General features: G+C 47.7%; 15 protein-coding genes. 10 read left to right on the top strand and 5 right to left on the bottom strand.

All coding sequences use genetic code 11. The features are described from left to right. Nucleotides 1-53: 53 nt before the first annotated feature. The gene (locus H6F50_RS17415; protein WP_190429669.1) at nt 54-2,225 is read right to left on the bottom strand and encodes an ATP-binding protein; all 2,172 of its coding nucleotides are present in this window, start codon (nt 2,223-2,225) and stop codon (nt 54-56) included. A gap of 263 nt (nt 2,226-2,488) precedes the next feature. Between H6F50_RS17415 and H6F50_RS17420 the strand changes: the two genes are divergently transcribed. The 3 genes from H6F50_RS17420 (at nt 2,489) to H6F50_RS17430 (ending at nt 8,827) form a co-directional block, all read left to right on the top strand. Further along, nucleotides 2,489-3,181, top strand: a complete 693-nt coding sequence (locus H6F50_RS17420) for a RibD family protein (RefSeq protein WP_190429670.1) — start codon at nt 2,489-2,491, stop codon at nt 3,179-3,181. A gap of 444 nt (nt 3,182-3,625) precedes the next feature. Next, nucleotides 3,626-5,779 (top strand): iron uptake porin, encoded by a 2,154-nt coding sequence (locus H6F50_RS17425; RefSeq protein ID WP_347277177.1) that lies wholly within the window; start codon nt 3,626-3,628, stop codon nt 5,777-5,779. Between the two features lie 468 nt (nt 5,780-6,247). Continuing rightward, entirely contained in the window at nt 6,248-8,827 is a 2,580-nt protein-coding gene (locus H6F50_RS17430) for a hypothetical protein (RefSeq protein WP_190429671.1), read from the top strand. Between the two features lie 230 nt (nt 8,828-9,057). On the opposite strand, the gene pgeF is transcribed toward H6F50_RS17430, so the two are convergent. After that, nucleotides 9,058-9,849, bottom strand: a complete 792-nt coding sequence (pgeF, locus tag H6F50_RS17435) for a peptidoglycan editing factor PgeF (protein WP_190429690.1) — start codon at nt 9,847-9,849, stop codon at nt 9,058-9,060. Between the two features lie 95 nt (nt 9,850-9,944). Here pgeF and H6F50_RS17440 point away from each other — a divergent pair, with 95 nt between their 5' ends. Both H6F50_RS17440 and H6F50_RS17445 read left to right on the top strand, forming a co-directional pair. Further along, nucleotides 9,945-10,772: a biotin--[acetyl-CoA-carboxylase] ligase gene (locus H6F50_RS17440; RefSeq protein ID WP_190429672.1), complete on the top strand. Its 828-nt coding sequence runs from the start codon at nt 9,945-9,947 to the stop codon at nt 10,770-10,772. 119 nt (nt 10,773-10,891) lie between these two features. Continuing rightward, nucleotides 10,892-12,559, top strand: coding sequence for a M23 family metallopeptidase (locus H6F50_RS17445; protein WP_190429673.1), 1,668 nt, complete (start codon nt 10,892-10,894; stop codon nt 12,557-12,559). A gap of 33 nt (nt 12,560-12,592) precedes the next feature. Here the strand turns inward: H6F50_RS17445 and H6F50_RS17450 are convergent, their stop codons facing one another. Further along, nucleotides 12,593-13,300, bottom strand: a complete 708-nt coding sequence (locus H6F50_RS17450) for a riboflavin synthase (RefSeq protein ID WP_190429674.1) — start codon at nt 13,298-13,300, stop codon at nt 12,593-12,595. Between the two features lie 88 nt (nt 13,301-13,388). Then, on the bottom strand, nt 13,389-13,559 hold the full coding sequence (locus H6F50_RS17455) for a hypothetical protein (protein ID WP_190412794.1): 171 nt from the start codon (nt 13,557-13,559) through the stop codon (nt 13,389-13,391). A 132-nt stretch (nt 13,560-13,691) separates the two neighbouring features. Here H6F50_RS17455 and H6F50_RS17460 point away from each other — a divergent pair, with 132 nt between their 5' ends. The 5 genes from H6F50_RS17460 to H6F50_RS17495 all read left to right on the top strand — a co-directional run bounded on the left by H6F50_RS17460 (nt 13,692) and on the right by H6F50_RS17495 (nt 23,063). Continuing rightward, nucleotides 13,692-14,192, top strand: coding sequence for a bifunctional nuclease family protein (locus H6F50_RS17460; protein ID WP_190412793.1), 501 nt, complete (start codon nt 13,692-13,694; stop codon nt 14,190-14,192). Between the two features lie 101 nt (nt 14,193-14,293). Continuing rightward, complete coding sequence (locus H6F50_RS17465) at nt 14,294-15,421, top strand: aldo/keto reductase (RefSeq protein ID WP_190429675.1); 1,128 nt, start codon at nt 14,294-14,296, stop codon at nt 15,419-15,421. 316 nt (nt 15,422-15,737) lie between these two features. Continuing rightward, nucleotides 15,738-19,970 (top strand): PAS domain S-box protein, encoded by a 4,233-nt coding sequence (locus H6F50_RS27200; RefSeq protein ID WP_242029079.1) that lies wholly within the window; start codon nt 15,738-15,740, stop codon nt 19,968-19,970. Between the two features lie 519 nt (nt 19,971-20,489). After that, complete coding sequence (locus H6F50_RS17490; RefSeq protein ID WP_190429676.1) at nt 20,490-22,289, top strand: EAL domain-containing protein; 1,800 nt, start codon at nt 20,490-20,492, stop codon at nt 22,287-22,289. Nucleotides 22,290-22,388: 99 nt separating this feature from the next. Next, entirely contained in the window at nt 22,389-23,063 is a 675-nt protein-coding gene (locus tag H6F50_RS17495; RefSeq protein WP_242029080.1) for a hypothetical protein, read from the top strand. On the opposite strand, the gene H6F50_RS17500 is transcribed toward H6F50_RS17495, so the two are convergent. Beyond that, nucleotides 23,011-24,165 (bottom strand): extracellular solute-binding protein, encoded by a 1,155-nt coding sequence (locus H6F50_RS17500; protein ID WP_190429677.1) that lies wholly within the window; start codon nt 24,163-24,165, stop codon nt 23,011-23,013. The two genes, H6F50_RS17495 and H6F50_RS17500, sit on opposite strands and share 53 nt — an antisense overlap. Nucleotides 24,166-24,193 lie beyond the last annotated feature (28 nt).

Consider the following 24,193-nt stretch of genomic DNA (forward strand, 5'->3'; position numbering starts at 1 on the left):
CCTCGTTAACGAGGAGTGGGTTTCATTCCGCAGTCAAACAGATAGCTGAATTCTTAATTTTTTGCCGCATTCGTAGACTCAAGAGTTGGCAACACTGAAGTATCAATCATGGGCACGGCAATCTCCACAGTTGTGCCCAGACCAGCTCCTGCACTTGATAGCGTGATGCTACCTCCCATCAGTTCCATTAAGTTCCGAGAAATTGCGAGTCCCAGACCTGTGCCGCCAAATTTCCGAGTCGTCGTGCCATCAATCATGACAAAGGGGCGAAAGAGCTTATGCTGTTGATTCGGATCAATACCAATCCCTGTATCGTGAACTGTTACAACAACACGCGCAGAAGGGACGAGACGCTCTTTGAGAGAGTTCGTAGTTCCTGTTAGAAGGCTTCGAGAAATGTTAGAAGCTCCATTCGAGATGCTAGAGGCATCTTCTCCTCTAACTTCTTGCCCATTGCCCACAGATGCCGCCGCCTGGATTTTTGTTTGTTCTTCATGACTCACTGTCGCGGCTTGAGCGACCCCATTCGATAAATGAGAGCTAGGAGGGACAGAATTCCCCACTGCCTGTTCTTTGCCATAACTAGTCTCTATCCGGGTGGTAATCGTAACGCTGCCTTTTTCAGTAAATTTAGTCGCATTGCCAACCACATTTAGCAGCACCTGCTTGAGTTTTGCGGGGTCAGTACGAACAGGAATCGATTCTGGCAAATCTGGCGTATTAAACTGCAAACCTTTTTGCTGAATCGGAACAGCCTGTAAATCAATCACTTCCTTAAGCAACTTTCGCAGATCGACTGCCTCCATAACGACGGAAAGCTTACCCGCTTCAATTTTGGCAATATCCAGAACGTCATTGATGATTCCCAGGAGGTGAATCGCTGCATCATCCGCTCGCTGTAAGAAATCCATCTCTTCTTCGCGGTCATCGCAGCAGTCATCGCGTACCAGGCGAATGCAACCAATGATCGCATTCAAGGGAGTTCTTAGTTCGTGAGAAGTATTCGCTAGAAACTCATTTTTCAGCTGATTCGCTGCTTGTGCTTCTTTCCAGGCTGTTTCGATTTCTTCTGCCCATGCTTTCAGTCGCTCCACCATATTATCGAGGGCTTCCGATAATTGATTGAATTCCCGGATTTTGAAGTTTTGAGGAACTCGATCTGTAGAGTGAAAGTGCCCTTTCGACCCAGCGTAGTCTCTCAATTGCTCCAATGGCAGCGCCAGTTCGCGAGAGATATACAGCGTTGCCAGCAGGCTAGCGGCGATTAAGCCAAATGTCAGAATCACCAGCACCTGTTGAATTTCTTTTAGACCCGATAAGGCACTATCTAAGCGAGTGACGGCTAAGATAACCCACTGGCGATCCAGCTGGTTGCTAATCGGACTGGGAATCGGGGTATACCCTGCGAGTAATTCCACACCGTTTTTCTCGAAAGAAAACAAGTGCAGAAAATCATTTCTACCCGCGATCGCGTTTTTCATGACCGTTTCGAGCCTTTCCCCATCTGCCTCCTGCTTAATATTTCTTCCAACTCGCTGGGTAATCGGATGCGCCAAAATGGTTCCATCCTGGTCAATCACCACTGGATAGCCACTCAGAGACCCTGGTTTGGCACGCTCTTGTTTCAGTAGAGCTGATTGGACACTCAGGGCATAACGCAGAGAACCCGTGCTGTCATAAACAGGCGCACTGAAAATCAATCTTAGTTGGCTTTTTGGGCTGGGTTGATTTTCTTTAACAGTTGAATTCAGGGGGGAGATGCCTGGAAGCAGCGATTTCACCTGCACCTTGGAAGTATCTAACAGTAATTCCTGTTGCTGCTGGGGCCAGTGACTTGCATCTAGCGTACTGATGGGTTTCTCCCCACAAGTGCTGGCAGCAATGTTTCCCGTCTCAACGTTGATGAGTTGAATGCACTGGACTTGCGTTGGCAATTGTTGGGCGAGTTGGTTTAAAAATTTTTGATGCGCTTCTGGCGATCGCGATTGCAGTACGACTGCTTCACTTGCAGTCACTAAGTTGGCAGAGAGCGCTTTAATTGACTCGCTCATGCTCTCTCCTTTTCTCACTGCACTTTCGGTAAGATTTTGGCGAGCGGTTTCCAGTATGCTAGATCGTGCTTTTCTGTAGGTTACATACACCCCCATCAGCAGTACCGGGACGCTCAAAAGCAAAATGCGTGACAGCAGGATGCGACGGAAGGAGGATTGACCCGGCTTAGCCATAGGACTTCTCTAATTTGAGGTGTAAAACCCAATAGCAAGAATTCTCAAAAATCACCCCATCAGAATGGGGGTATTGATTAGCCTACTTTTTTCTGGGTTAATCGTGTTGGTAGAGCGATACTGTTTGACAGATCCATTCCATCCTAGAACGGTTCCAGATCCTCGTATACTCTGGAAAGGTTGACTTTGTGGAATCTCTACACTAATTCCCGTAATATAAGCAATTCTTAAACTTTAATTAAATATTTGAGCGACCAGCAGCGATGACGGGATTTGTCTGGAAACGCCCTTCTACGACAGTTGTTTTGGCAATGAGTGCCGATGGCAAGATTGCGGATATTCGTCGCGATCGCGCCCGATTTTCGTCTCCAGCGGATCTGGCGCACCTGGAAAAACAGATTGCCCAAGCGGACGGAGTTTTATTTGGCGCAGGGACTCTCCGCGCTTACGGTACGACGCTGAGCGTCACGAATCCCGATTTGCTCCGCTGGCGACAACAGAGAGGGCGATCGCTCCAACCAGTCCAAATTGTTTGCTCTCAATCAGCCAATCTAGATCCGCAATGGCGCTTTTTTCGTCAACCCATACCTCGGTGGTTACTTACAGGAGAGGCAGGTGCCAAGCGCTGGCAAGGATGCTCAGAATTTGAGCGGGTTCTAGAAGTGGAGGCAACGACCGATGGAATTAGCTGGATTGCTGCTTTTCAACAGCTCTGGGAGCTAGGCTTGGAACATCTCGCTGTCCTAGGAGGTGGGGAACTCGTAGGTGCTTTAGTGGCGGCTGATTTAATCGATGAATTCTGGTTCACGGTTTGTCCGTTAATTTTAGGAGGAGCGACAGCACCGACGCCAGTAGAAGGTTCTGGATTTTTGGCAGATTTTGCACCTAGGCTGGAACTCTTGTCAGTCGAGTCGATTGAGCAAGAAGTTTTTCTACACTACCGGCGGCAGCGTTAGTTGAATTTGGTAATTGTAGATGAAAGTTGACAATTATTTGCACAATCTCTATTGCACGAACGAAACAGAAATGATGTTGAAAATCGCTCGGAGACTCATTGTTAGGATTTATAAACTAATTTGACCCAGAAGAAGCGATCGCGCCTGTTTCGGCTGTGTTCATCTGAGATCGCACACTTTGTCTCACATGACATTGAGTAATTAGGCGGGGAGTATCAAACCTCCGTGTAGAAAAATTGCTTCTCCGTTAATCCCTAGGAGCAATTTTTTGTCAGCGATCATAAAAAAAAAGAAACTCAGCCAGGAACTTTCCTTTTGGGTAAACGTCACCTGCCAACCTCAATCCCTAGCGAATGAAAAGGAATCCAAAGCGTTAGTAGCGACTGACACAATATTGTTGTAGAATTCCAGCAAGTATGGTGTGTTTTGAGGAGTTTTAGACCCGTGAAATCCCAGTGGAGAATAGAGAAAACAGCATCCTCAGCGCTAGTGTTTACAGCCTTTGGCTTACTAGCAGTTAGCCTCTCCCCGGCGATTGCAGCCACCGATATCGACCCAACCACAGCTGCTGAGGCAGTCCAGTCTTCAACTCAGGGATTCTCGACATCTACAGATTTAGCGACAGGAACGGATGTAACCGAGGCAAAAACGACAGCAAATTCGCTGGCGGCAGCTGCATCCGAGGGAACACTCGCATCGGCGAATGTACTGCCAGAACTAAAAGCATCGCAGACGGAATCGGCAGCAAGTTCGCCTAGTTTCGCGGCAACTCAAGAATCTGCCACTGCGGTAAATTTAACCCCCCCAACTGAAACAAGCCAGTTGCAACCGGCAGCTAGTTTACCAAAATTTTCGACTACAAAGTCTCCTATTTTGTCCGCTAGCGGTCGCAGCTTGGATGCATCTTCCACTGCCTCTGCAACAACAAAAGAGGCTCGCACTCTTGTAGACGCAGCAACTGTTAGCAATCCTAACACCCTGCAAGCTCAAGCGCTGCCCTCTGAAGAGGCTAGCGAACAAGTGCTTCCAGCGGGCGATCCTTTGGAAATGGGAAACCCAGAGGACATGGAAGCCAACCCATTGGATCAAGTCACCAATGTGTCCCAGTTGAGCGATGTGGAACCAAGCGACTGGGCTTACGAAGCATTGCGAAGTCTTGTAGAGCGTTACGGCTGTATTGCAGGCTATCCTGATGGCACTTTTCGCGGCAACCGGGCACTCAGTCGCTATGAATTTGCCGCAGGGGTAAATGCCTGTCTTCAGCAAATTGAGAAATTAATTGCTGCTAGTTCGGCTGATGCAGCTACCGAAGCGGATTTAGAAACCCTGCGACGACTCGTTGATGAGTTTGGACCGGAACTGGCGACCCTACGGACGCGGGTAGATAACCTGGAAGGTCGTACCGCCTTCTTGGAAAGCCATCAGTTCTCAACCACGACGAAGCTATTTGGACAGGCAGTCGTCGGCGTTCAGGGACGCAATGAGAATGAATTTGAGTTGTTCCTGAACCGAAAATCAACTGGGAACCGATTAGAAGACCAGAATACAAATCCCAACGTCATTAGCAACGTCCAGTTAAGTTTGTTCACCCAGTTCAGTCCTCGCAGCCTGCTGCTGACTGGATTGCAAGCGGGTTCTGGAAATTCGGGACCTCGTTTGCTCAACAACGACATGGTCTTCTTGGGATATGAAGGAGACACTGGGAACGACATTGTACTGAGCGACCTCACTTATCGTCAGTTAATCGGTAATAATTTTGCCTTCATCATCGGTCCGGAAGGGGTCAACCCAGTGAACGTTTTCCGGGGAGCAAACCGCGTAGAAAGTGCCGGTCAAGGGCCGCTTTCCCGCTTTGCTCAACGCAACCCAATTATTAATACCGGGGGACGTGGAGGCTTAGGCTTTGACTGGCAAGTCAATCCACGGATCAGTTTACAAGGCGTCTACTCTGCCAGCAGACCCGCAGATGCTTTTCGTGGGGGTATCGGCGGTGGACAAGATGGAGAAACCGCAGCTGGCTTGCAGTTAGTCGTATCGCCGCTGAATACGCTTGATATTGCTCTGCAATACGTCAACTCCTACTCTCCGTTTGGAAGATTGGGGACTGGCGTTGGCGACGATTTGGTTCTCCTCCCGACTCCGGCAGGCAGAGGGCCGATTAATACGAATGCTTTTGGTGCCAGTTTAGAATTCCGAGCAACGCCCAACATTACAATTGGCGGTTGGGGCGGCTACACGACTTCTGACCCGCAAGGAATATCAGGAAATGTAGAGACATTCAATTGGATGGCTTACCTCAATTTCCCCGATCTGCTTGGTGAAGGCAACCTCGGCGGTATTTATGTCGGTCAGCCGCCCAAAATTACCAGTAGTGACCTGCCAATTGGAAGAAACTACCCTGATTTTATTAGTGAGGGTGGCTTTGGAGATGAAGGCGGTCAGCCAGGAAGTACAACTCACATAGAAGCTTTCTACCGCTTCCGGGTTTCTGACAATATTACGGTCACGCCAGGGGTGATCGTATTATTTAATCCGCTTCACAACCAGGACAACGACACAATCACAATCGGTGCCATCCGAACCACTTTTACTTTCTAAAAGTGGGCTGAAAAATAGCGATCGCTTTGTCAGGGAGATTCATTCAAGGATCTCCCTGATAATTTTATAAAAACATTACAAATAACTTCGTAAGTAATTTCAACGCAAACCTCGCAACAGCCGAAAATAGAACAATTTTTTAAGTGTATTTACGTATATAAAACGGGTAAATAACTTTACAAAAACTTTGCAAAAAACTGGGAACTCGTTGAGAAACCAAACAGTCATTTATCCAAACACGGGCACAAGCAAAGCCAAGCAAGTATGACCTAGTTCTACTTAATGCTAGTCACACTTGCCCTAATGCTTATTCAATCAGGATGCTGTTATTACTCTCTTCTAATACTTGTAGTTCTGAGCTTGCTCAGGATGAATGCTGAAGAAACTTATGATCCCCTGTTGACTATCGAATTGAGCTAGATTCTGCTATTCACCCTGTCCTCTTATACTCACTGATGGAGTCCTAACATGATTGCGAAATCAACTAAGTATGCTGTTTGTTTCGGTATCGCTGGAGGCTTGGCGATCGCTCTGGCTCCCACAGCTCACGCTCAGACGACTACGACTGCTGCTCCTACTACGACTTCTACTTCCGCTACAAGCACTCAATCTCAGTCGATTTCGATCACAGGCGGTCTGTTAGGAGGGCAAGCTGCCTTCTTTTCACCTTTACAGTCACAGACTACTACTGGGACTACTGGTGGTACAAGTAGCCCAGTTTTGTTTGACGCTGCCGTCACCACGCTGCAACTGCAAACAACTTCCGGTAACACCAGCTCTGCTCGCTTCGTACCCCAGGCAGCAGACTTCAAAGACGTCGGTGCTGGCAACGTTGGTCGTCCTGGAAAAGATGACAAAGGTAGCTTAGTCGGTACCCTATCCGGTCTAGCCTTCACTTCTGGTGGCGCAGCTGTTCCCTTCTCGAACATCCCCACGAAACTAGACTTTACTCTGAATTCTTTTGCCAGCAGCGCCTTTTTGGGCGGTTCGCTGATTGCTCCTAAGGAGACAGGTTCGGCTCCGCTGGTTTTCCTGCCCGTTACAAACGTCCAACTATCTACTCAGTCTCAGGCTAACTACACTGCCAAATCTGGGGTTTTAGAAGTTGGTAATTTTGAAGGTAAACTCACTGCGGGCAATATTGGTTTGCCGACATCCCTGAAGTTCAATGGCGGCAGCTCTGTTCCTCTTCCTCCATCTACTAGCTTGGGGCAAAAGACAAAATTTGAGCTAGAAGGTCAAGGATTCGGCACCTTAAGCAGCACTTTTTCCGATCAACCTAGTACAACAGGCGGCACCACAACAGGCGGCACCACAACAGGTGGCACCACAACAGGTGGCACCACAACAGGCGGCACCACAACAGGCGGCACCACAACAGGCGGCACCACAACAGGTGGCACCACAACCGCAACCGGCACCGGCACAACCAGCGGAACTACGACCGCAACCGGCACGCAATCTGGTACTCAAACTCCCTGCGGTTGCGATACTGACACCGCAACTACAACCGATAGCGACGACTCACAAACAAGTAGTCAAATTACAACCGCTAGTGGCACCGGCACTGCCGACGCACAAACCTTTAGCAGCACTAACAAGGTAGCCTTCAGCAGCAATAATGCTCAAACCAAATTCAAAGTTGAAGGCGAAAAATTCAAGATTGAGGGCACCGGAGTTGGCACAGATATTAAACTCGGTGGTACTACTAAGCTTGAGCTGACAAATCCCAGCAGTTTTAGTAATTCTGCAATCAAGTTCAAAGTTACAGGCGAAGGGAATGGCATCACCACAATTAATGGCAACAGCACGGTTGGCTATCTAAGCGATAACAGCAAAACACAGTTTGAATTTGGGCAAGAAGGAGGGAGTGCCTTCAAACTCAAAGGTGAAAGTCAAGGCCGTACCCAGTTCACTGTTGGTGCAGTTGCCAGCCAATTGGGTGGAACGAGTGGATATGATGTTTCTACAAGCAATACCTCTTACCAGAGCAGCAGCAGCTCCTACTCGACTGGTGCAGGTGCAGCTACAGGCCAGAACACAGGCTTTGGTTCTAAAACAAGCTTGAGCTACAACCTCATCTTCCAAAATGGTGGTAACTTTAACACCGTTATCAACAACTCTAGCGGCAGCTTCGGTGGTGGTAGCACAGGCACAGGTACCAGCGGCGGCACCAGCGGCGGTGGTAGCTTCGGCGGTAGCACAGGTGGCAGCACAGGTGGTAGCACAGGTGGTAGCACAGGTGGTAGCACAGGTGGCGGCACCAGCACTGGTAGCACAGGCGGCAGCACAAGTGGTGGCACCAGCACTAGCGCCGAGGGGAACGGCGGATCGCTTATCACCATTTACAACAGCACAACTTTCAATCTGATTTCTCTGTCTAATTCCTTCGTCCAGAGTTCTAATAAGGTCTACAACGTTGCTTCCACGTCTGGTGGCCCTGTTGGCGTCTTTGTAGAGAAAGGTCGTGGCAAGCAAAGATTGCTGGTTGTGCGCCAAAATAGCCGAGGTCTGGCTCTCGGTACCTACAAACAGAAGAAAGGTCGGGCAGTCGCAGCCTATCAGTCAGTGGGACCAGAAAGCCGTCTAGGTTTTGGGTTGGTCGGTCTGCGTCAGGTTTCAACCGAGCAGGTTACTAACGTGGAAGGTGACGCTGGCGCTGAAACCAACGACAACACCAACACCAACACCAACGACAACACCAACACTAACGACAACACCAACACCAACACTAACGACAACACCAACACCAACACTAACGACAACACCAACACCAACACCAACACTAACGACAACACCAACACCAACACCAACACCAATGACAATGGTGATGACGATGGCGATGATGATGGTGATGACGATGGCGATGACGATGATGCGAACACATCGACTCCTGAAGCCGATGACGAGGGCGATGATGATGGCGATGATGATGATGATGATGATGATGACGCCAGCACATCGACTACTACTCCAACCACAGGTGGTACAGAAGGCTTAAATGCTGCCCCATCCAGCGATACAACAGCCCCTGCTACTCAACAATAGTCACAACTCAAACAGATAGCGCGCTATCTGTTTGAAGACAAACGTTTAGCTCATGCTCCTGAAAACAGGAAAATAGACAAACAGCAAGGTGTTCTAGTTTGAGTTAGACCAATTGTGTAGCGATCGCCTCCAAGTCATGGACTGGAGGCGATTTTTTTGGCACGTATATCCACAAACAACAAACGGGGCGCACGTTCAACGTGCGCCCCGTTTCTAAACAATAAAACAGCTTATTTACTTACAATTCCCGACCACTGGACTTTTTTGAGCTTGTCCCGCCGGTAAGAGAAGAAACGGTCTGGTTCCTGGTAGGTACAGTGAGGCGCGATCGCGATCTGTTCGTTAGAAATTCCCAGTTGTTTCAGTTGCAGCTGGTTGACTCGCCGCACATCTAGTCGCACCCGTCCTGGTTGCGAATCTTCTAATAACGGTGAATGTGGCAACTGCTGCAAGGCATCAAGAATGGATTCTGTATCTTTGTGCGGATCTTTATCTGGTAAGATGCTGGCTCCTACTTCAGATGCCACATTCACAGACACCTGATAGACATCACCTGCGATCGCGGGACCCATCGCAATCAGCAGATTTTGGAGTTGACTGCCGGAAGCTAGGAAACGGGCGATCGCTTGGGGGACAATTCGGGTAGCAGTCCCGCGCCAACCCGCATGAATCGCTGCCACCTGTCCCGTCTGGGGGTCGGCAATTAAAACCGGCGTGCAATCGGCACTGCACACCCATGCTGCCTGCTGAACCTGCTCGCTGACAATCCCATCAGCGGGGGGTAGGGAGTCCCCCTCTTGACCCTCACGGGTTGCCGCTTCTATTTCGGAGGGCGTCATCACCCTATTGCCATGCACCTGTTTCACGCGATACACCTTAGCATCCGGCTGTAAAACGCTGACTAATTCTGCCGGAGAACGGGGCGAAAATTGTTGAGTAAAAAATCCGTGAGACCAGCGTTCTAGCAAGCTACAAGTTAGATAGGGCAATCCTTCCCAAGTCCGCCAGTGCCAGGTATTTATAGAAGTTTGTGATTCTCCTGCGCCCAGGTTCAAATTGGTGCGGGAAAGCATCGCCATTCGGAACTCCTGAAATATCGGTGACATTATGCTAACTTATGCTACGAATCAATTTGTTAGCAACCGTGGCATTCGATCGGCATTGTCTGGAAGCCTTTTTAGGGGATGTTTCTCTACCGCTTTCTTTCCATATCTTTGAGACTTTACCTTCCACAAATCAAACCCTTTGGGAACTGCTCGATCGAGGAGCAACACCGGGAACCGTTGTCATTGCCCTTCAGCAAACCGCTGGGCGGGGTCAGTGGGGACGCCAGTGGCAATCCAGTACAGGCGGACTTTACCTATCTATCGCGCTAGCTCCCGATTTAGTTGCAACCAATAGCGCTCATTTGACCCTATGCAGCGCTTGGGGAATTGCTACCACATTGCGGAGTTACGGCATCCCAGCGTTGATTAAATGGCCAAATGACCTAATCTTGTGCAAACGCAAATTAGGGGGCATTCTCACCGAAACTAGAGTGCAACAAGGACGGATTACCAAAGCCGTTGTGGGTGTGGGAATTAACTGGGCGAATCCAGTCCCGGAAACTGGCATCAATCTGGAATCCTTTTTGCAGCAGCAGCCAATCGAAGCGAATGCCTTACACGCACGGTTCGCTAACGCCTTGGAAAGATTAGCGGCAATAACTTTGCAGGGTATTTTATCCGGATATCGACACGTTTCCCTAGAAGGAATAGACGCCCTACTTCCCGCTTACGTAGAGCTTCTCAGTTGCAGGGGGCGTTCTGTCATCGTAGACGGACGCTCTGGAGTCATTGTGGGTGTCGCATCCACCGGCGAACTTCAAGTCCGCTTGAACTCTTTAGCAGCTGCCGAGGAAATCTGCCTCAAGCCCGGTACAATCAGTCTTGGCTATGATGGGTAATTTTCCACAAGCTCTGGGAGTGAAAATAGATGGGGTAAACGACAATAACCATGTCTTTACACCAAAAACACTAACCAGTATGACCCTATAGAGTGAGTGAGATGAGGAGTGATTCGGAAATGAGCCAGCGAAACCACCCTAGTTGTACTCAGTTTGGTCTGTTTTGCCGCCGTCCCCTGGTGCAGGGACTTAGTTGGATTGGAGGTATCGGTGTCCTCAGCAGCGGCTTAGTTTGGGCACAAAGCGATCCAAGCGTAGATACAATAGGCACGCCTACCACTCAAGAGGCACCGCCTACTGTAAAAATGGAGACCCACTCCCCGCGAAGAACTGAGCCGACGGTTGTTCGTCGCCGTTCAGTTTCAGCGCCAGAACCAGAGCCAAATGTTGTACGCCGTCGCTCGGCTCCAGCAGCAGAGAACGCTTCATCGGGTGTCCGTCGTCGCCAATTGGCTCGTCAGCGTGCGTTAGAGACAACATCTGTCCGTCGCCGTCGCCGTTCTGCTCCAGAACCCGCAGTTGTCCGTCGTCGCTCGCTTCCAGTATCAGCACCAGAGACTTCGGTCGCTGTTCCAAGAAAAGCAAAGCTTTCTCCTCCCAGGTTGGTGGAGCCAAACACGATTTCTTATGTAAAGCCTCCCAAGCTTAGACCGAGCAAAGCTGAAAAGAGCGGGATAAGTTCCAGCGATTACAACAATAGTTATATCGATCCGACTGACTATAGTGTTGGTGCAACGAGTCGAGGCAAGGAGCCGATTCGTTCTTACGATGAACCACCTGCCGTTGTGCTGTCGGAACGGTCAACAGGATGTCAAAGAGTCTTGCAGAGCGGGCAAGGTTTATCTGGTGGAAGCTGTGGTGTTGCACGGATCCCTTCTAGGAACACCAACCGTCTAAGGGAAACTGCTAGATTAACCTACCCGACCAGAAGCCGTAGGGAGTACGCAAGTGACACAGACGTACCGGAAGCATTACGGACCTCTGGCTTGGCGAATCGTAGAGTCAGCCGCGCCCGTTTGGCGGTAAACCAGCCAGAACGGGAGATCCGTCAGCAAATCTTGGTTGCCTCTGCAAGTCCTGTCGCAATTAGCCCAAGAAGCGATCGCCCTCAAGGCATTCGTTCAATTAACCGTCGTCGATCTAGGTCTTTGGGTTCCTCTGCCGTTACTCGATCGACGGCGATCGCTTCTAATAACGTTGGCAGCAGCCAAAGCTCTATTCCATTCAATGTGCCCGAATACAAAGCCCCGATTCCCACCATTTTCCGGGGCTTGGCTAACGGCAATACCAGTTTAATTTTCCCACTGGCGATTCCTGCGCCAATTACCTCGCTTTTCGGTTGGCGGACGCATCCAATTTCCGGCACTCGCCGGTTCCATGCAGGTACTGACTTAGGGGCACCTCTGGGTACACCCGTTCTGGCAGCTTTTGCGGGGAAGGTTGCGATCGCTGACTGGATGGGCGGCTATGGTCAAGCTGTTGTCCTCAAACACAACGAAACCCAAGAAACTCTCTATGCTCACCTGTCGGAAATTTTGGTTCAACCCGGTCAACAGATCGAACAAGGAACCGTGATTGGGCGGGTTGGTAGTACCGGCAATTCTACAGGTCCCCACCTTCACTTTGAAATCCGCCAGCTAACGCAAGAAGGCTGGATGGCGGTGGACTCAGATGCCTACTTGGAATATGGTCTGGCGCAAATGATTAAAGCTTTGCAAACCGCCCATTCTGCTCCCGCAGCTCCAGCAACGTCATCGGCTCCGTTAACCCCGCAACCAGGTAGCTAAGAATTAAAAATTCATCTTTTTGAATTTTGATTTCTAAGAATACCCGTGTTCTACCAAGAAAGCGGGTGTAATTCCATCCATCCCGATCGTAGCGGGTGCATTCTGCTCAGATGTTCGTGCTGGATAACGCAGAAATTTTTCCACGTACTTGCCCAGAATATCTCCTTCCAAATTCACCAAACTGCCAGTCTGTAAATAAGGTAGGTTTGTCTCGGCATAAGTATGAGGAATCACCGCTACCGTAAACCAACTTCCATCAGGGTCGCAATCTGCCACCGTCAGACTCACACCATTGACCGCAATACTGCCTTTGGGAATGATGTACCGAGCAATCTGGCGCTGCTCCCCATCCTCTGCTGCCGGTATTTCAAAGCGCATTTCCCAGGAAGTAGCAGTTTGTACCGACTCTTGCAGACAGCCTATTCCGTCTATGTGCCCTGTCACAAAATGTCCTCCTAGCTTGCTGCCAACCCGGAGAGAGGTTTCTAAATTCACGTAGGCGGCGGCTTGTTCTCGCTGTCCTAAGGTGGTGCGACTAAGAGTTTCCGGAGAAGCGGTTGCCACAAAGCCTTGAGGCGAAATTTCCTCTACCGTCAGACAAACGCCATCCACCGCCACACTATCGCCAATCGCTAAATCTGACAGTATCAGCTGACAAGTATCTCCCACGCAGGAAAGCCCAAAACGGTCTTCTCCCAGAGAATTAATAGTTCCTAGAGCTTGAATTAATCCGGTAAACACTGTTTTTAAGTGAAATTAGGTAAATAACGGTCATTGGCAAACGATCGTTGCTCATGATTCAGTGAAAAAACCGAAAAACAACTTGTTTTTAGATGTAATTAATCGGATTTCGACCTACTGATAACTGATAGCGAACAACCAGCGAAGGGATGAAGGCAATCGGTCTATATTTTTTAGTAAAATCTCCAGCGAATCGTCCTAAGACTGAGGCATACTGGGAGATACAGCTTTGTTGATCCCAACTTAACCAAGTCTTCATAGCTGGTTGTGCCTTCGCTTGGTAAGGTGATTAGAACCGCAAGCGTGTTTGTTAAACCCCACTACCTCCAGTACCAGTTTATAGCTTTGCTTTATCCCCCCCGACGCCTACCGTGTTCTAGAGGCCAAGCTGATGATTGAAATGAAAGTCGCTGGAATTGCATTAGATGCCGTGACGCGCAGCCCGATTGTGTTGCTCAAAGATGCCTCGGAGCGACGAGCCTTGCCAATTTATATTGGGCAAGATCAGGCAAAGGCAATTATCAGCGCTTTGGAAAAACAAACCCCTCCCCGTCCCCTGACTCATGACCTCCTGGTTAATATCCTGGACGTTTGGAATATGACCTTAGAGCGGATCATTATTCACTCGCTTCAGGACAATACCTTTTATGCGATCTTGAGTGTCCGGCAGGGTGAGGTAAAAAAGGAGATTGATGCTCGGCCTAGTGATGCGATCGCGATCGCCATCCGCACTGGCAGCCCCATTTGGGTAATGGAAGAAGTCATTGCTGATGCTTCTATCCCTGTCGATCGCGATGCCGATGAGGCAGAACGCCGAGCCTTCCGTGATTTTGTATCGAAGCTTCGACCGGAAGATTTGATCCAGCGAGGAGGCTCCAGCACGGAATCATAGCACACCAAGGGCAAACGTAAAAAGGCAAAAGCCAAAAGCAAGAAAATGAACTTTTTACTTGGGCGATCGCGGCTGTCTCTTGCTCTTTCTTTTTACTTTTTATGCGTTATCGGCGGTTTGGAAAAACAAATTTACCGCTTTCAGTGTTTTCTTGCGGGACGATGCGCTGTCTGGCTTCCTTTGAAGATGCCTACCAGACGGTGCATCAAGCCGTTGCTTGTGGAATTAATCACTTAGAAACCGCGAGGGGTTACGGCAAAAGCGAAGAATATCTCGGTGCCGCTTTAGCCGCAGGATTGCCCCAGTCGCGAGAACAGCTTTATATCACTACCAAACTTCCCCCAAGCAGTGACGCCGATACGATGCGTCGGTGGATTGATGAGTCGCTCTTGAACTTACAGACTGATTTTGTGGATTGTCTGGCGATTCATGGCCTTAACACCAGGGAACATTTAAACTGGGTGCAAGCGGATGGAGGCTGTATGCAGGCGGTGCAGGAAGCCGTAGCAGATGGCAGAGTTCGACACGTTGGCTTCTCTACCCACGGACCGCTGGATGTGATTCTAGCGGCGATTAACACCAATTTATTTGAATTCGTCAACCTGCATTATTATTACTTTTTCCAGCGCCATGCCCCGGCGGTTGAGTTAGCCAACCAAAAGGATATGGGAATTTTTATTATTTCACCAGCGGATAAGGGGGGGCTACTCTACACGCCACCGGAAACGCTTCAACATCTGTGCCATCCCTTTTCACCCCTAGAACTAAATTATCGGTTTCTGTTGAGCGATCGCCGCGTTACCACGCTCAGTGTTGGCCCAGCGAACCCCAGCGAATTGACGGAATGTTTGGCGGTTGCTGAGCGCGATGAACCGCTCAAACCGGAGGAAATTGCAGTTTTCGACCGCTTACAAGCTCATTTAGGAGTAATTTCTCCAGATTTATGTAGTCAATGCTACGCTTGTTTGCCCTGCCCAGAAAATATCAATATTCCAGAAATATTGCGCCTGCGTAATTTAGCGGTTGCCTATGACATGACAGCGTATGGTCAATACCGCTACCGAATGTTTGAAAATGCCGGTCACTGGTTTCCGGGGATGAAAGGCGATCGCTGCACTGACTGTGGTGACTGTCTGCCCCGATGCCCTCAACATTTAGACATTCCAGCCCTTTTGCGAGATTCTCACCAGCGTCTGAATGGACAACCTAGGCGTCGGCTTTGGGAATAATCGTAACGGTAGTTGCGTAAAGATAGTTGCGTGAACAGATTTTAAGGCAACCAGGATGTAGGGACAGGGTATTTGTGCCCTTGCCTGATGCTGTTATCACTCCGACGATGAACAGTATCTTTAGCTTATTGGTTTAAGTTTTACACCTATCTAAAGATATATTCTTGTTAAGATGTTTAGTGATCTGGATTACCGACACATTGATTTATGTAAAATAGCTTAAAAAAGAATTTTGCTAATCCATTGGTTAAGGTTGGTTTAAAGTTTGACTTTGAGAAGGTGGGCTTTGAATATTCCATAACTATATTTGGTAGTCATGAAAAATCAGCTTACCTCCACAGAAAATCTAGTTCGCAGAATTGTATCTATTTATATATTAATTAGCATTATTTATATTGTTTCTGGGAATGAAATACTTAATTTACTGAGCAAGAATTTAGCGTTTTTAATCCAGTTAGAGATGCTGAAAGAGTGGGGATTTATTCTATCTATTAGCGGGTTGTTGTATGTTCTAATTCGCGCTGGCTTACAATTGCAACAATCCGAGCATAATTATCGCCGTATCTTTGAGAACACCGTTGAGGGAATTTATCAAGTTACGGATGATGGACGCTATATGAATGCGAATCCAGCGCTGGCACGCATTTATGGCTACAACTCACCAAATGAACTTATTGGCAATCTTCATTGGCACGCAAGCAATTTGGAGTTGTACCAATTACTCCAAAAAACTGATGCCGTAACGGGATTTGAATCTCAGGTTAATCGCCCCGACGGCAGTTGCATTTGGATTTCTTCTAATGCCCGTGCTGTGCGCGATCGCAGTGGCAAGCTACTTTACTACGAAGGCACCGTTGAAGACATTACCAGCCGTAGGCGGACAGAGCAAGCACTGTTCGACAGTAAGGAACAATATCGCGTTATCTCAGAACTGACCTCTGATACCTATTGCCTAACAGTAGCCCCTGACGGTCAAATGACAACCGAATGGGTGTCAGAGACCTTTTTGCGAGTGAGCGGTTACACGTTCGCGGAAATTATCACTCTTGATGGCTGGCGGCGGCTTATTCATCCCGACGACTGGTTAAAAGTTCAGCAAAATTTTCTCAACTTGGTTTCTGGCCACTCTGAGATTAGCGAACACCGGATCGTGACCCGTAGCGGTGAAGTTCGATGGTTACGAAATTATGCGCGATCGCAATGGGATGAGCAAAAACAAAGAGTTATTCGGATTTTGGGGGAATTGCAAGATATCACAGACTGCAAAGCCGCTGAAGCGTTACTTCAGCGAAGTGCTGGCGAGATTAATCAAATTTTTAATATGCTGCCCAGTTTTGTCTGGAAGTTCTGCCCTGCAACCACCCAGTTTATCTATGCCAGCGATATTTTAACCGAACTCAGTGGCATTTCTACACAGGCATTTTTTGAGAATTATCAAGTTTGGGACGATCGAGTCGATTTAGGGCATGAATCCCTAGAAGCAATTCGGATAGCTTGGGAAGCGATTACCAATGGCGAACCCTATCGGGTTGTTTATCTTTTTCACACTCTTCATAGAGGCGATCGCTGGTTTGAAATTACAGCGAGACCTGCCATAGAGGATGGCGTTCTCTATTACTACGGCAGTACCGCAGATATCAGCGAAAGGCAGCGGCAGACGATGTTATGCAAGCAGGCAGAAACAGCCTTACGGCAGGCAAATGAGGCGTTAGAAATCCGAGTCCAAGAGCGTACCGTTGAGCTAGAAGATGTTGTCCAGGCACTCCAAGGAGAGATTGCCGAACGCAAGCTCGCTCAAGAAACCTTAAAGCATTATCAATTGCTATCGGAACATGCCCGTGACATTGTTTTGTTTATTGGGAATCAAGGGCAAATTATCGAAGCGAATCAGGCGGCAATTCAGACATACGGTTACGAACGCGAAGAGATTGTTGCCTTAAACATTCAGGACTTGCGAGATCCTCCAACTCATACAGCGATCGCTCAACAACTGGAGCAAGCAGAACAGCGAGGCATCTTATTTACTACCACTCACCGCCGCAAAGATGGCAGCACTTTTCCAGTGGAAGTCAGTTCCCAAAGCTGGGTAATTGACAATCAAAGAGTTTTATTAAGTATTATTCGGGATATCAGCGAAAGCCTCCGGCACGTCACGCTACGCAAACTGGCAGAGGAGGCATTGCAAAAAAGCGAGGAACGGTTCCGCAATTTGCTGGAAACTACCAGCGATTGGGTATGGGAGGTAGATGAGAATGCTGTTTATATTTACACAAGTCCCAAAGTGCACGACATCTTAGGTTACGAACCTGAAGAAGTTTTGGGAAAAACGCCCTTTGACTTAATGCCGCCGGAAGAAGCCTTCCGGATTGCGAACACTTTTGGGCCAATTGCTGCCCAAGCAATACCATTCTCTTGCCTAGAAAATATCAACATCCACAAAAACGGTCATCGAGTTGTTCTAGAAACCAGTGGCGTCCCAGTTTTTGATAGCTCTGGGAAATTTTGTGGCTATCGCGGTATAGATCGGGACATTACCGAACGCAAACAATCTGAAGAAGCTCTGAGGGAAAGTGAAGAGCGATTCCGAACAATTTTTGAAAGAGAAGCGATGGGTGTCGTCCTGACCACTTTAGAGGGGCGGCTTTTGGCAAGTAATCCCAAGTTTCGGGAAATTTTAGGTTATAGCGAACAAGAACTACAAGGGATGCTTTTCAGTGAGTTGGCGCATCCAGATGACGCCATGCAAGACCGGGAACTTTACCAAGAGTTAATGGCTGGAAAGCAGGATTCTTACCATTTGGAAAAGCGCTATATCTGCAAGGATGGTCATGTGGCTTGGGGCTACTTGACCGTTTCTTTGATTCGCAGTCCCGGTGGTGCCCCTCAATTTAGCACTGCCACCATTCAAGACATTACCGAACGCAAGCAGATAGAAGCAGCGCTACGGGAATCGGAAGAGCGTTTCCGCCAATTAGCGAAAAATATTCCGCAAGTTTTCTGGATGACGACTCCCGATGAGAAACAAATGCTCTATATCAGTCCCCCTTACGAGCATGTATGGGGGCAAACTTGCGAAAGCCTTTATCAGCAGCCTGAATCTTGGCTGGATTCTATTTATCCAGAAGATCGGCAGTCGGTGATAGATGGGCTTGAAAAACGCCAGCAAGAAGTGGACGACTACGAATATCGGATTATCCGCCCGGATGGGACGATTCGCTGGATACGCGATCGCTCCTTTCCAGTTCGGGACGAGACAGGGCAAGTCTATCGAATTGCCGGAATTGCAGAGGATATTAGCGATCGCAAGCGAACGGAGGAGGAGGTTTATTTTCTGCAAACCATGACCCAAGCTATTTTTGAGTCTCCAGACTTTCACTCAGCGCTATTCGTAGCGCTCCAGAAAGTGTGTGAAGCCACTGGCTGGGATTTTGGGGAAGCCTGGATTCCACAATCCGACAACAGCGTTCTCGAATGCAGTCGAGGTTGGTATAGCCGTGCCACTTGTCTAGAGGAATTCCGGCAAGGAGGCGAGAACTTGACCTTTGCACCAGGGATTGGGTTACCCGGTCGTGTCTGGGTCTCAAAACAACCAGAGTGGCAACGAGATGTTTCCGGTGAGTCGCATCAAGTTTATTTCAGGGTAAATTTGGCAATGAACATTGGATTAAAAGCCGCTTTAGGAATTCCAATTATTGCTGATGATACTGTTTTGGCTGTCCTTGTGTTTTATATGTTTGAATCTTGCGAACAAGACGAACGACTCATCGAACTGATTTCCGCTTCAACTGAATTGGGATTATTCATGCAGCGCAAGCGAGCAGAAGAAGAAATTCGCAATGCTTTGGAAAAAGAAAAGGAACTGCACGAACTAAAATCCCGTTTTGTTTCTATGACTTCTCACGAATTTCGTACCCCGTTATCGACTATTTTGTTTTCGGCTGGATTGCTTGAAAATTACGGCTTTAAATGGACAGAAGAGAAGAAAAGGATTCATCTGCATCGAATTAAAACTGCTGTTCAACGGATGGACGGGATGTTAGATGAAGTGTTGCTTATTGGCAAAAATGAAGCTGGCAAGACAGAGTTTAACCCTGCCGCGATAGAGCTAGAAACATTCTGCCAAGACCTTGTAGCAGAAATGCAACTAACAGCAGGCGATCGCCATTCCCTAATTTTCTCAAGTCAGGGAGAATGTCTCGCAGCTTGCATTGATGAAAAACTGCTGCGCCACATCCTCAGCAATTTACTCTCAAATGCTATCAAATATACCCCAGGGGGGGGTATTATAAAATGCGAACTTAGCTGCCACAATGGGGAAGCCATCTTCCAAATTAAAGATCGAGGAATTGGCATTCCTCCACAAGATCGGCAACGATTGTTTGAAACCTTCCATAGAGCTTCTAATGTTGGCAATATTCCTGGAACTGGCTTAGGATTAGCGATTATTAAAAACTTTGTAGACTTACACAAAGGCAAAATCACCGTAGAAAGTGAAGTCGGAGTGGGTACAACCTTTACGATTAAGTTACCGTTGAGCGGGGATTGTTAAGCTTCAGGGGCTAGTTTTAACCCGTTATAGCAAGGATTTTAATAACGGTATCTTTATATACCAAACTTGGGAAAAATCTTCCTCTACATTCTTTTCCTGTCTTCGCTGATTTTTTCATTCTAGGCAGCTTGACCGTTACCTAGGTTCGATTAATAAGGTTAGTTACTATAGGAAGGTAAGAACTTCTTATATTTATTTTTGATAAGCATTAAATATAAAATTTTAAATTCAATTATTTTACTTTCCCTCACGAGTGAAATTATAATGAATTAATTGTCTAATATTTATGGATAACCCCATAAATATTGCTGGTATATTTGGCTTTTAAAAAGTATAAAAATAGACTTTTGTCCAGTGAGAGGGTGCATAATTTCACTTAAATAAATGTTATTACAGATTGATAAAATCTAAATTCAGGAAGCAGGACAACCTTTATAAATTAAATAGTTTGCACAACATCGGGGAAATAAAAAGTTTGATTTTGTAAGAAAAACCATAAATTAAAGGAAATTTAGAGAAATGGCAAAAATTCTAGTTATTGAAGATGAAGAAGCAATCCGCGAAAACATATTAGAACTATTGGAGGCAGAAGAGTTCGAGGCGACAGGTGCAGAAAATGGTCTTGCTGGCGTACAGATAGCAAGAACGATTCGCCCAGATTTAATTATTTGCGATGTCATGATGCCCGATTTAGATGGTTTTGGTGTTTTGATGGCGCTGCGTCAAGATCCTGTCACCGCAACAATTCCCTTCATTTTTCTGACTGCCAAAGCTGAAAAAGCCGATTTGCGTCAAGCGATGGAATTAGGGGCAGACGACTATTTAACCAAGCCTTGTACGCCTGAGGAAATACTCAAAGCGATCGCTGCCCGCCTCGAAAGACAAAGAGCCATTACTCAACCCTATACCTTAGCGCTCAGGCAAGCAGCAGAAAGACTCAATCACTTAGTTCATTACGATAGCGTGACAAACCTTCCCAATCGCTTGCTATTGCGAGAGCGGTTTAATCAAGTTATCAGTAAGCGACAAGATGAACACAAAAGCGATTCCAAAACCCAGGAGAACGAATCGCCTCTTGCCTCTGCCCAGCAGCCACTCAACGTTCAACCTGTCCCGCTGCTGTTTCTAGGATTAGATCGGTTTCAACGGATTAGTGACATCTTGGGAAATCAAGGGAGTGACCGATTAATTAAACTAATTGTCGAACGAATCACCACCTGTCTCAGCCGACAGGACACGATTGCGCGATTGAATTTAGATCAATTTGCAATTATTCTGGCAACCTTAAGTCAAAGACAAACGGTTGCCAGTGTCGCCCAAGCGATTTTGTCATCGCTGAATGAACCCTTCTCCTTAGAAGACGGTCAAATCTTCCTCACTGCCAGCATTGGCATTACCTTCTATCCCAACGACGGGCAAGATTTAGACACCCTGATGAAGATGACAGCAGCGGCGATGTCCTACACCCAAAAGCTGGGAGGAAATCACTATCAGTTTTATGCGACGGACATCAAGGCTGATTATGGCGAAGCGCTGGTGCTAGAAGCGAGTCTGCGCCGTGCCTTAGAACAAAGTGAATTTCAAGTGTACTATCAGCCCCAAGTAAATCTCCAAACCGGAGAAATTAGCGGTGCAGAAGCCTTAGTGCGTTGGCAGCACCCGACGCGGGGGCTGGTTTCACCGGCTGAATTTATTCCTATGGCAGAAGAAACGGGTTTAATTGTCCCGCTTGGCGAGTGGGTATTGCAAACTGCCAGTGCCCAAACGCAAAAATGGCGAGACGCTGGATTTATATCGTTCCGCGTGTCAGTGAACTTGTCGGGGCGTCAATTTAGCCAAGCTGATTTAAGCCAGCGAATTGTCCGAGTATTGGAAACTACAGGTTTGAACCCAGATGCTTTGGAATTAGAGCTGACTGAAAGTATCCTCGTGCAAAATGCTTCGATGGCGATCGCTACTTTAAATGAACTGAAACAGTTGGGGATTCACATTGCAATTGATGATTTTGGTACTGGCTATGCTTCCTTAAGCTATCTCAAACAATTTCCCTTTGACACTTTGAAAATTGACCGATGCTTTGTTCAGGATGTTACTAGCGATACCCAAAACCGAGCGATTATGACCGCCGTGATTCAACTCGCTCACAATCTGAATTTGAAAGTTACGGCTGAGGGGGTAGAAACTCGCGCTGAACTGGCTTTCTTAAGCCAGCAGCATTGCGATGCCATGCAAGGCTATCTATTTAGCCGTCCCGTACCCGCAGCAGAATTTGAAACCTTGTTAAGTGCCGGTAAACGGTTGCCGATGCAAGTTGTATGAATTAATCTACGTTTATTTACAAACCGTTCGCTGAATCAATCACTGGAACCATTAGCAATTCTTACCAGACAATAACTGCATGAATTAGCGCGAGTAAACATGGAACCTCTACAGGAACCAACCAAATCTGGAGCGAAACTTAAACAATTTAGGCAGGCGTACACGGCAGATGACAATGCTGCGAGAAGTCAGATCCATCAAACAGGGAAAAAGATTGCTTCTTCCTTGCTGTTATCAGCTTTAGCAATTCTTACTTCGTGTGTTTTCCCTTTGTTAACGCAGGCACAAACACCACCCACACTGCTGCCTTCTCCCGAACCTTTAGACTTAAAACTACTCGATCCAGAGTCTCGCCCACCGAGAAGTCAAGTCATTAGAGCCGATAGTATGTCCCAAGCTAAACCAACGGTTCCCAGCCTTTGGTGGGCGGAGGAACAGTTTGGTGGCAAATTACTAGAGAACTGGCTAGCGTACCCGGATCGCCAGCGGGTGGATTTGGTTGTAAACCGACAACTCTGGAGCCTTCTGAACTATATAGGACGCTATAGCTTTGTCAACAGCTTTGGGACGGTTGCCAGAGATTATGGCTATAACACCAGGGTGTTTATTGCCAATCAACCACAAGAACCGCTAGCAACCTACACTTGTAATTTCAGTACCACTCCAGTCGTCTGCGATCTGGATATTGTCTCCTCTGGTCAAGATAGTCTGCGAGTTCGTTCTAAACCGTTGGGCGGATTTCCTGCCACAGGGAACGATACGCAAGCGCCGTAGACTGGGGAAGCGGAAACAGAAATTCACTCTTGTCCAGTATCTGAGTATCTGGCAGCAAGATCGAGTTCGTTTTTAAAAATTCAGGTAACTCTGCTGGGTTCATGCCAGCAACAATTGGTGAGGCGGCGCGGCTGAACAGAGAAATTTCCGTAGCAGGTTTGGATTCCCAACAAAAATTAATCCAATCTTGCAACAGAGGATTCGCCGCAGCACCAGCAGGTTGCACCCATAAGTCTGACCACAAGGCGGTTCCAGACATAGGAACCACCGCAGCAATGTTGCGATCGCGCTTCATCACCGACAATACATCTGTTGACCAACCCACCGCCAGCCAGGTGTCTCCTAGCAATAACGGTTGCAGATAGGTATCGGAACTGTAAAATTTCACCTGCTGGTGCAACTTTTGCAGGGTATTTTTCAACTCAGGAATTCTGTCTATCCGTTCCGTGTTGTAAGAATGACCCAACCGTTTTAAGGTTAGACCAATCACTTCTCGCGGTTGATCTAAAAGTGAAATGCGATCGCGCAGTTCTTCTCGCCACAAATCTTGCCAATCCGTCGGTGTCCATCCCAAAGATTTGAATTTGTCGCGGCGATAGATAATTACTGTGCTTCCCCAGCGATAGGGCGCACCCCAAATTTTTCCAGCGGGGTCAGATTGACCTTGACTATTGCGTTTCACAAGTTCTTGCCATCGGATTGGCAATTGATTCCACCCTCCCGCCTGTGTGAGTTCGAGGGGTTGAATGAGTTTCTGCTCAATTGCCTGTGCTAACCAGAAATCTCCCAAAGTCACTAGATCGGCAATGACGGGTTTTTTCGGGGTAATCAGCGGTAAGTTCCGACCCCAGCCCTGGTTCGCTTTACCGGGATTCTGCCAAGTTTCTAGACTCGCAAATAAATCTTTTAACTGTGTGGCTGGCGTAAAATCTAGAGTTGCCGATTGCTTGAGGCTCTGGCGAAATTTAGTTAACAGCTGAGCGGGAATGGAATTTTTCAGAAGTCTAACTCTTAGTGTGGGGTTTTGGGAATTTCCACACCCTGCAAGCATCTGACTCAAGGTCAGCGTTCCAGCACCCAGCAGAAAAGACCGTCTCTTCATAGTTGTAGCAACTAGCAATCCTTCTGAT

It is taken from the genome of Coleofasciculus sp. FACHB-712 (assembly GCF_014695635.1).
Classification (GTDB): Bacteria; Cyanobacteriota; Cyanobacteriia; order Cyanobacteriales; family FACHB-T130; genus FACHB-T130.

Excerpts from the sequence above, each read along its gene's own strand:
- H6F50_RS17415 (WP_190429669.1), bottom strand. The coding sequence starts at position 2,225 with ATGGCTAAGCCGGGTCAATCCTCCTTCCGTCGCATCCTGCTGTCACGC.
- H6F50_RS17420 (WP_190429670.1), top strand. The coding sequence starts at position 2,489 with ATGACGGGATTTGTCTGGAAACGCCCTTCTACGACAGTTGTTTTGGCA.
- H6F50_RS17430 (WP_190429671.1), top strand. The coding sequence starts at position 6,248 with ATGATTGCGAAATCAACTAAGTATGCTGTTTGTTTCGGTATCGCTGGA.
- H6F50_RS17440 (WP_190429672.1), top strand. The coding sequence starts at position 9,945 with ATGCTACGAATCAATTTGTTAGCAACCGTGGCATTCGATCGGCATTGT.
- H6F50_RS17445 (WP_190429673.1), top strand. The coding sequence starts at position 10,892 with ATGAGCCAGCGAAACCACCCTAGTTGTACTCAGTTTGGTCTGTTTTGC.
- H6F50_RS17455 (WP_190412794.1), bottom strand. The coding sequence starts at position 13,559 with ATGAAGACTTGGTTAAGTTGGGATCAACAAAGCTGTATCTCCCAGTAT.
- H6F50_RS17460 (WP_190412793.1), top strand. The coding sequence starts at position 13,692 with ATGATTGAAATGAAAGTCGCTGGAATTGCATTAGATGCCGTGACGCGC.
- H6F50_RS17465 (WP_190429675.1), top strand. The coding sequence starts at position 14,294 with ATGCGTTATCGGCGGTTTGGAAAAACAAATTTACCGCTTTCAGTGTTT.
- H6F50_RS27200 (WP_242029079.1), top strand. The coding sequence starts at position 15,738 with ATGAAAAATCAGCTTACCTCCACAGAAAATCTAGTTCGCAGAATTGTA.
- H6F50_RS17490 (WP_190429676.1), top strand. The coding sequence starts at position 20,490 with ATGGCAAAAATTCTAGTTATTGAAGATGAAGAAGCAATCCGCGAAAAC.
- H6F50_RS17495 (WP_242029080.1), top strand. The coding sequence starts at position 22,389 with ATGGAACCTCTACAGGAACCAACCAAATCTGGAGCGAAACTTAAACAA.
- H6F50_RS17500 (WP_190429677.1), bottom strand. The coding sequence starts at position 24,165 with ATGAAGAGACGGTCTTTTCTGCTGGGTGCTGGAACGCTGACCTTGAGT.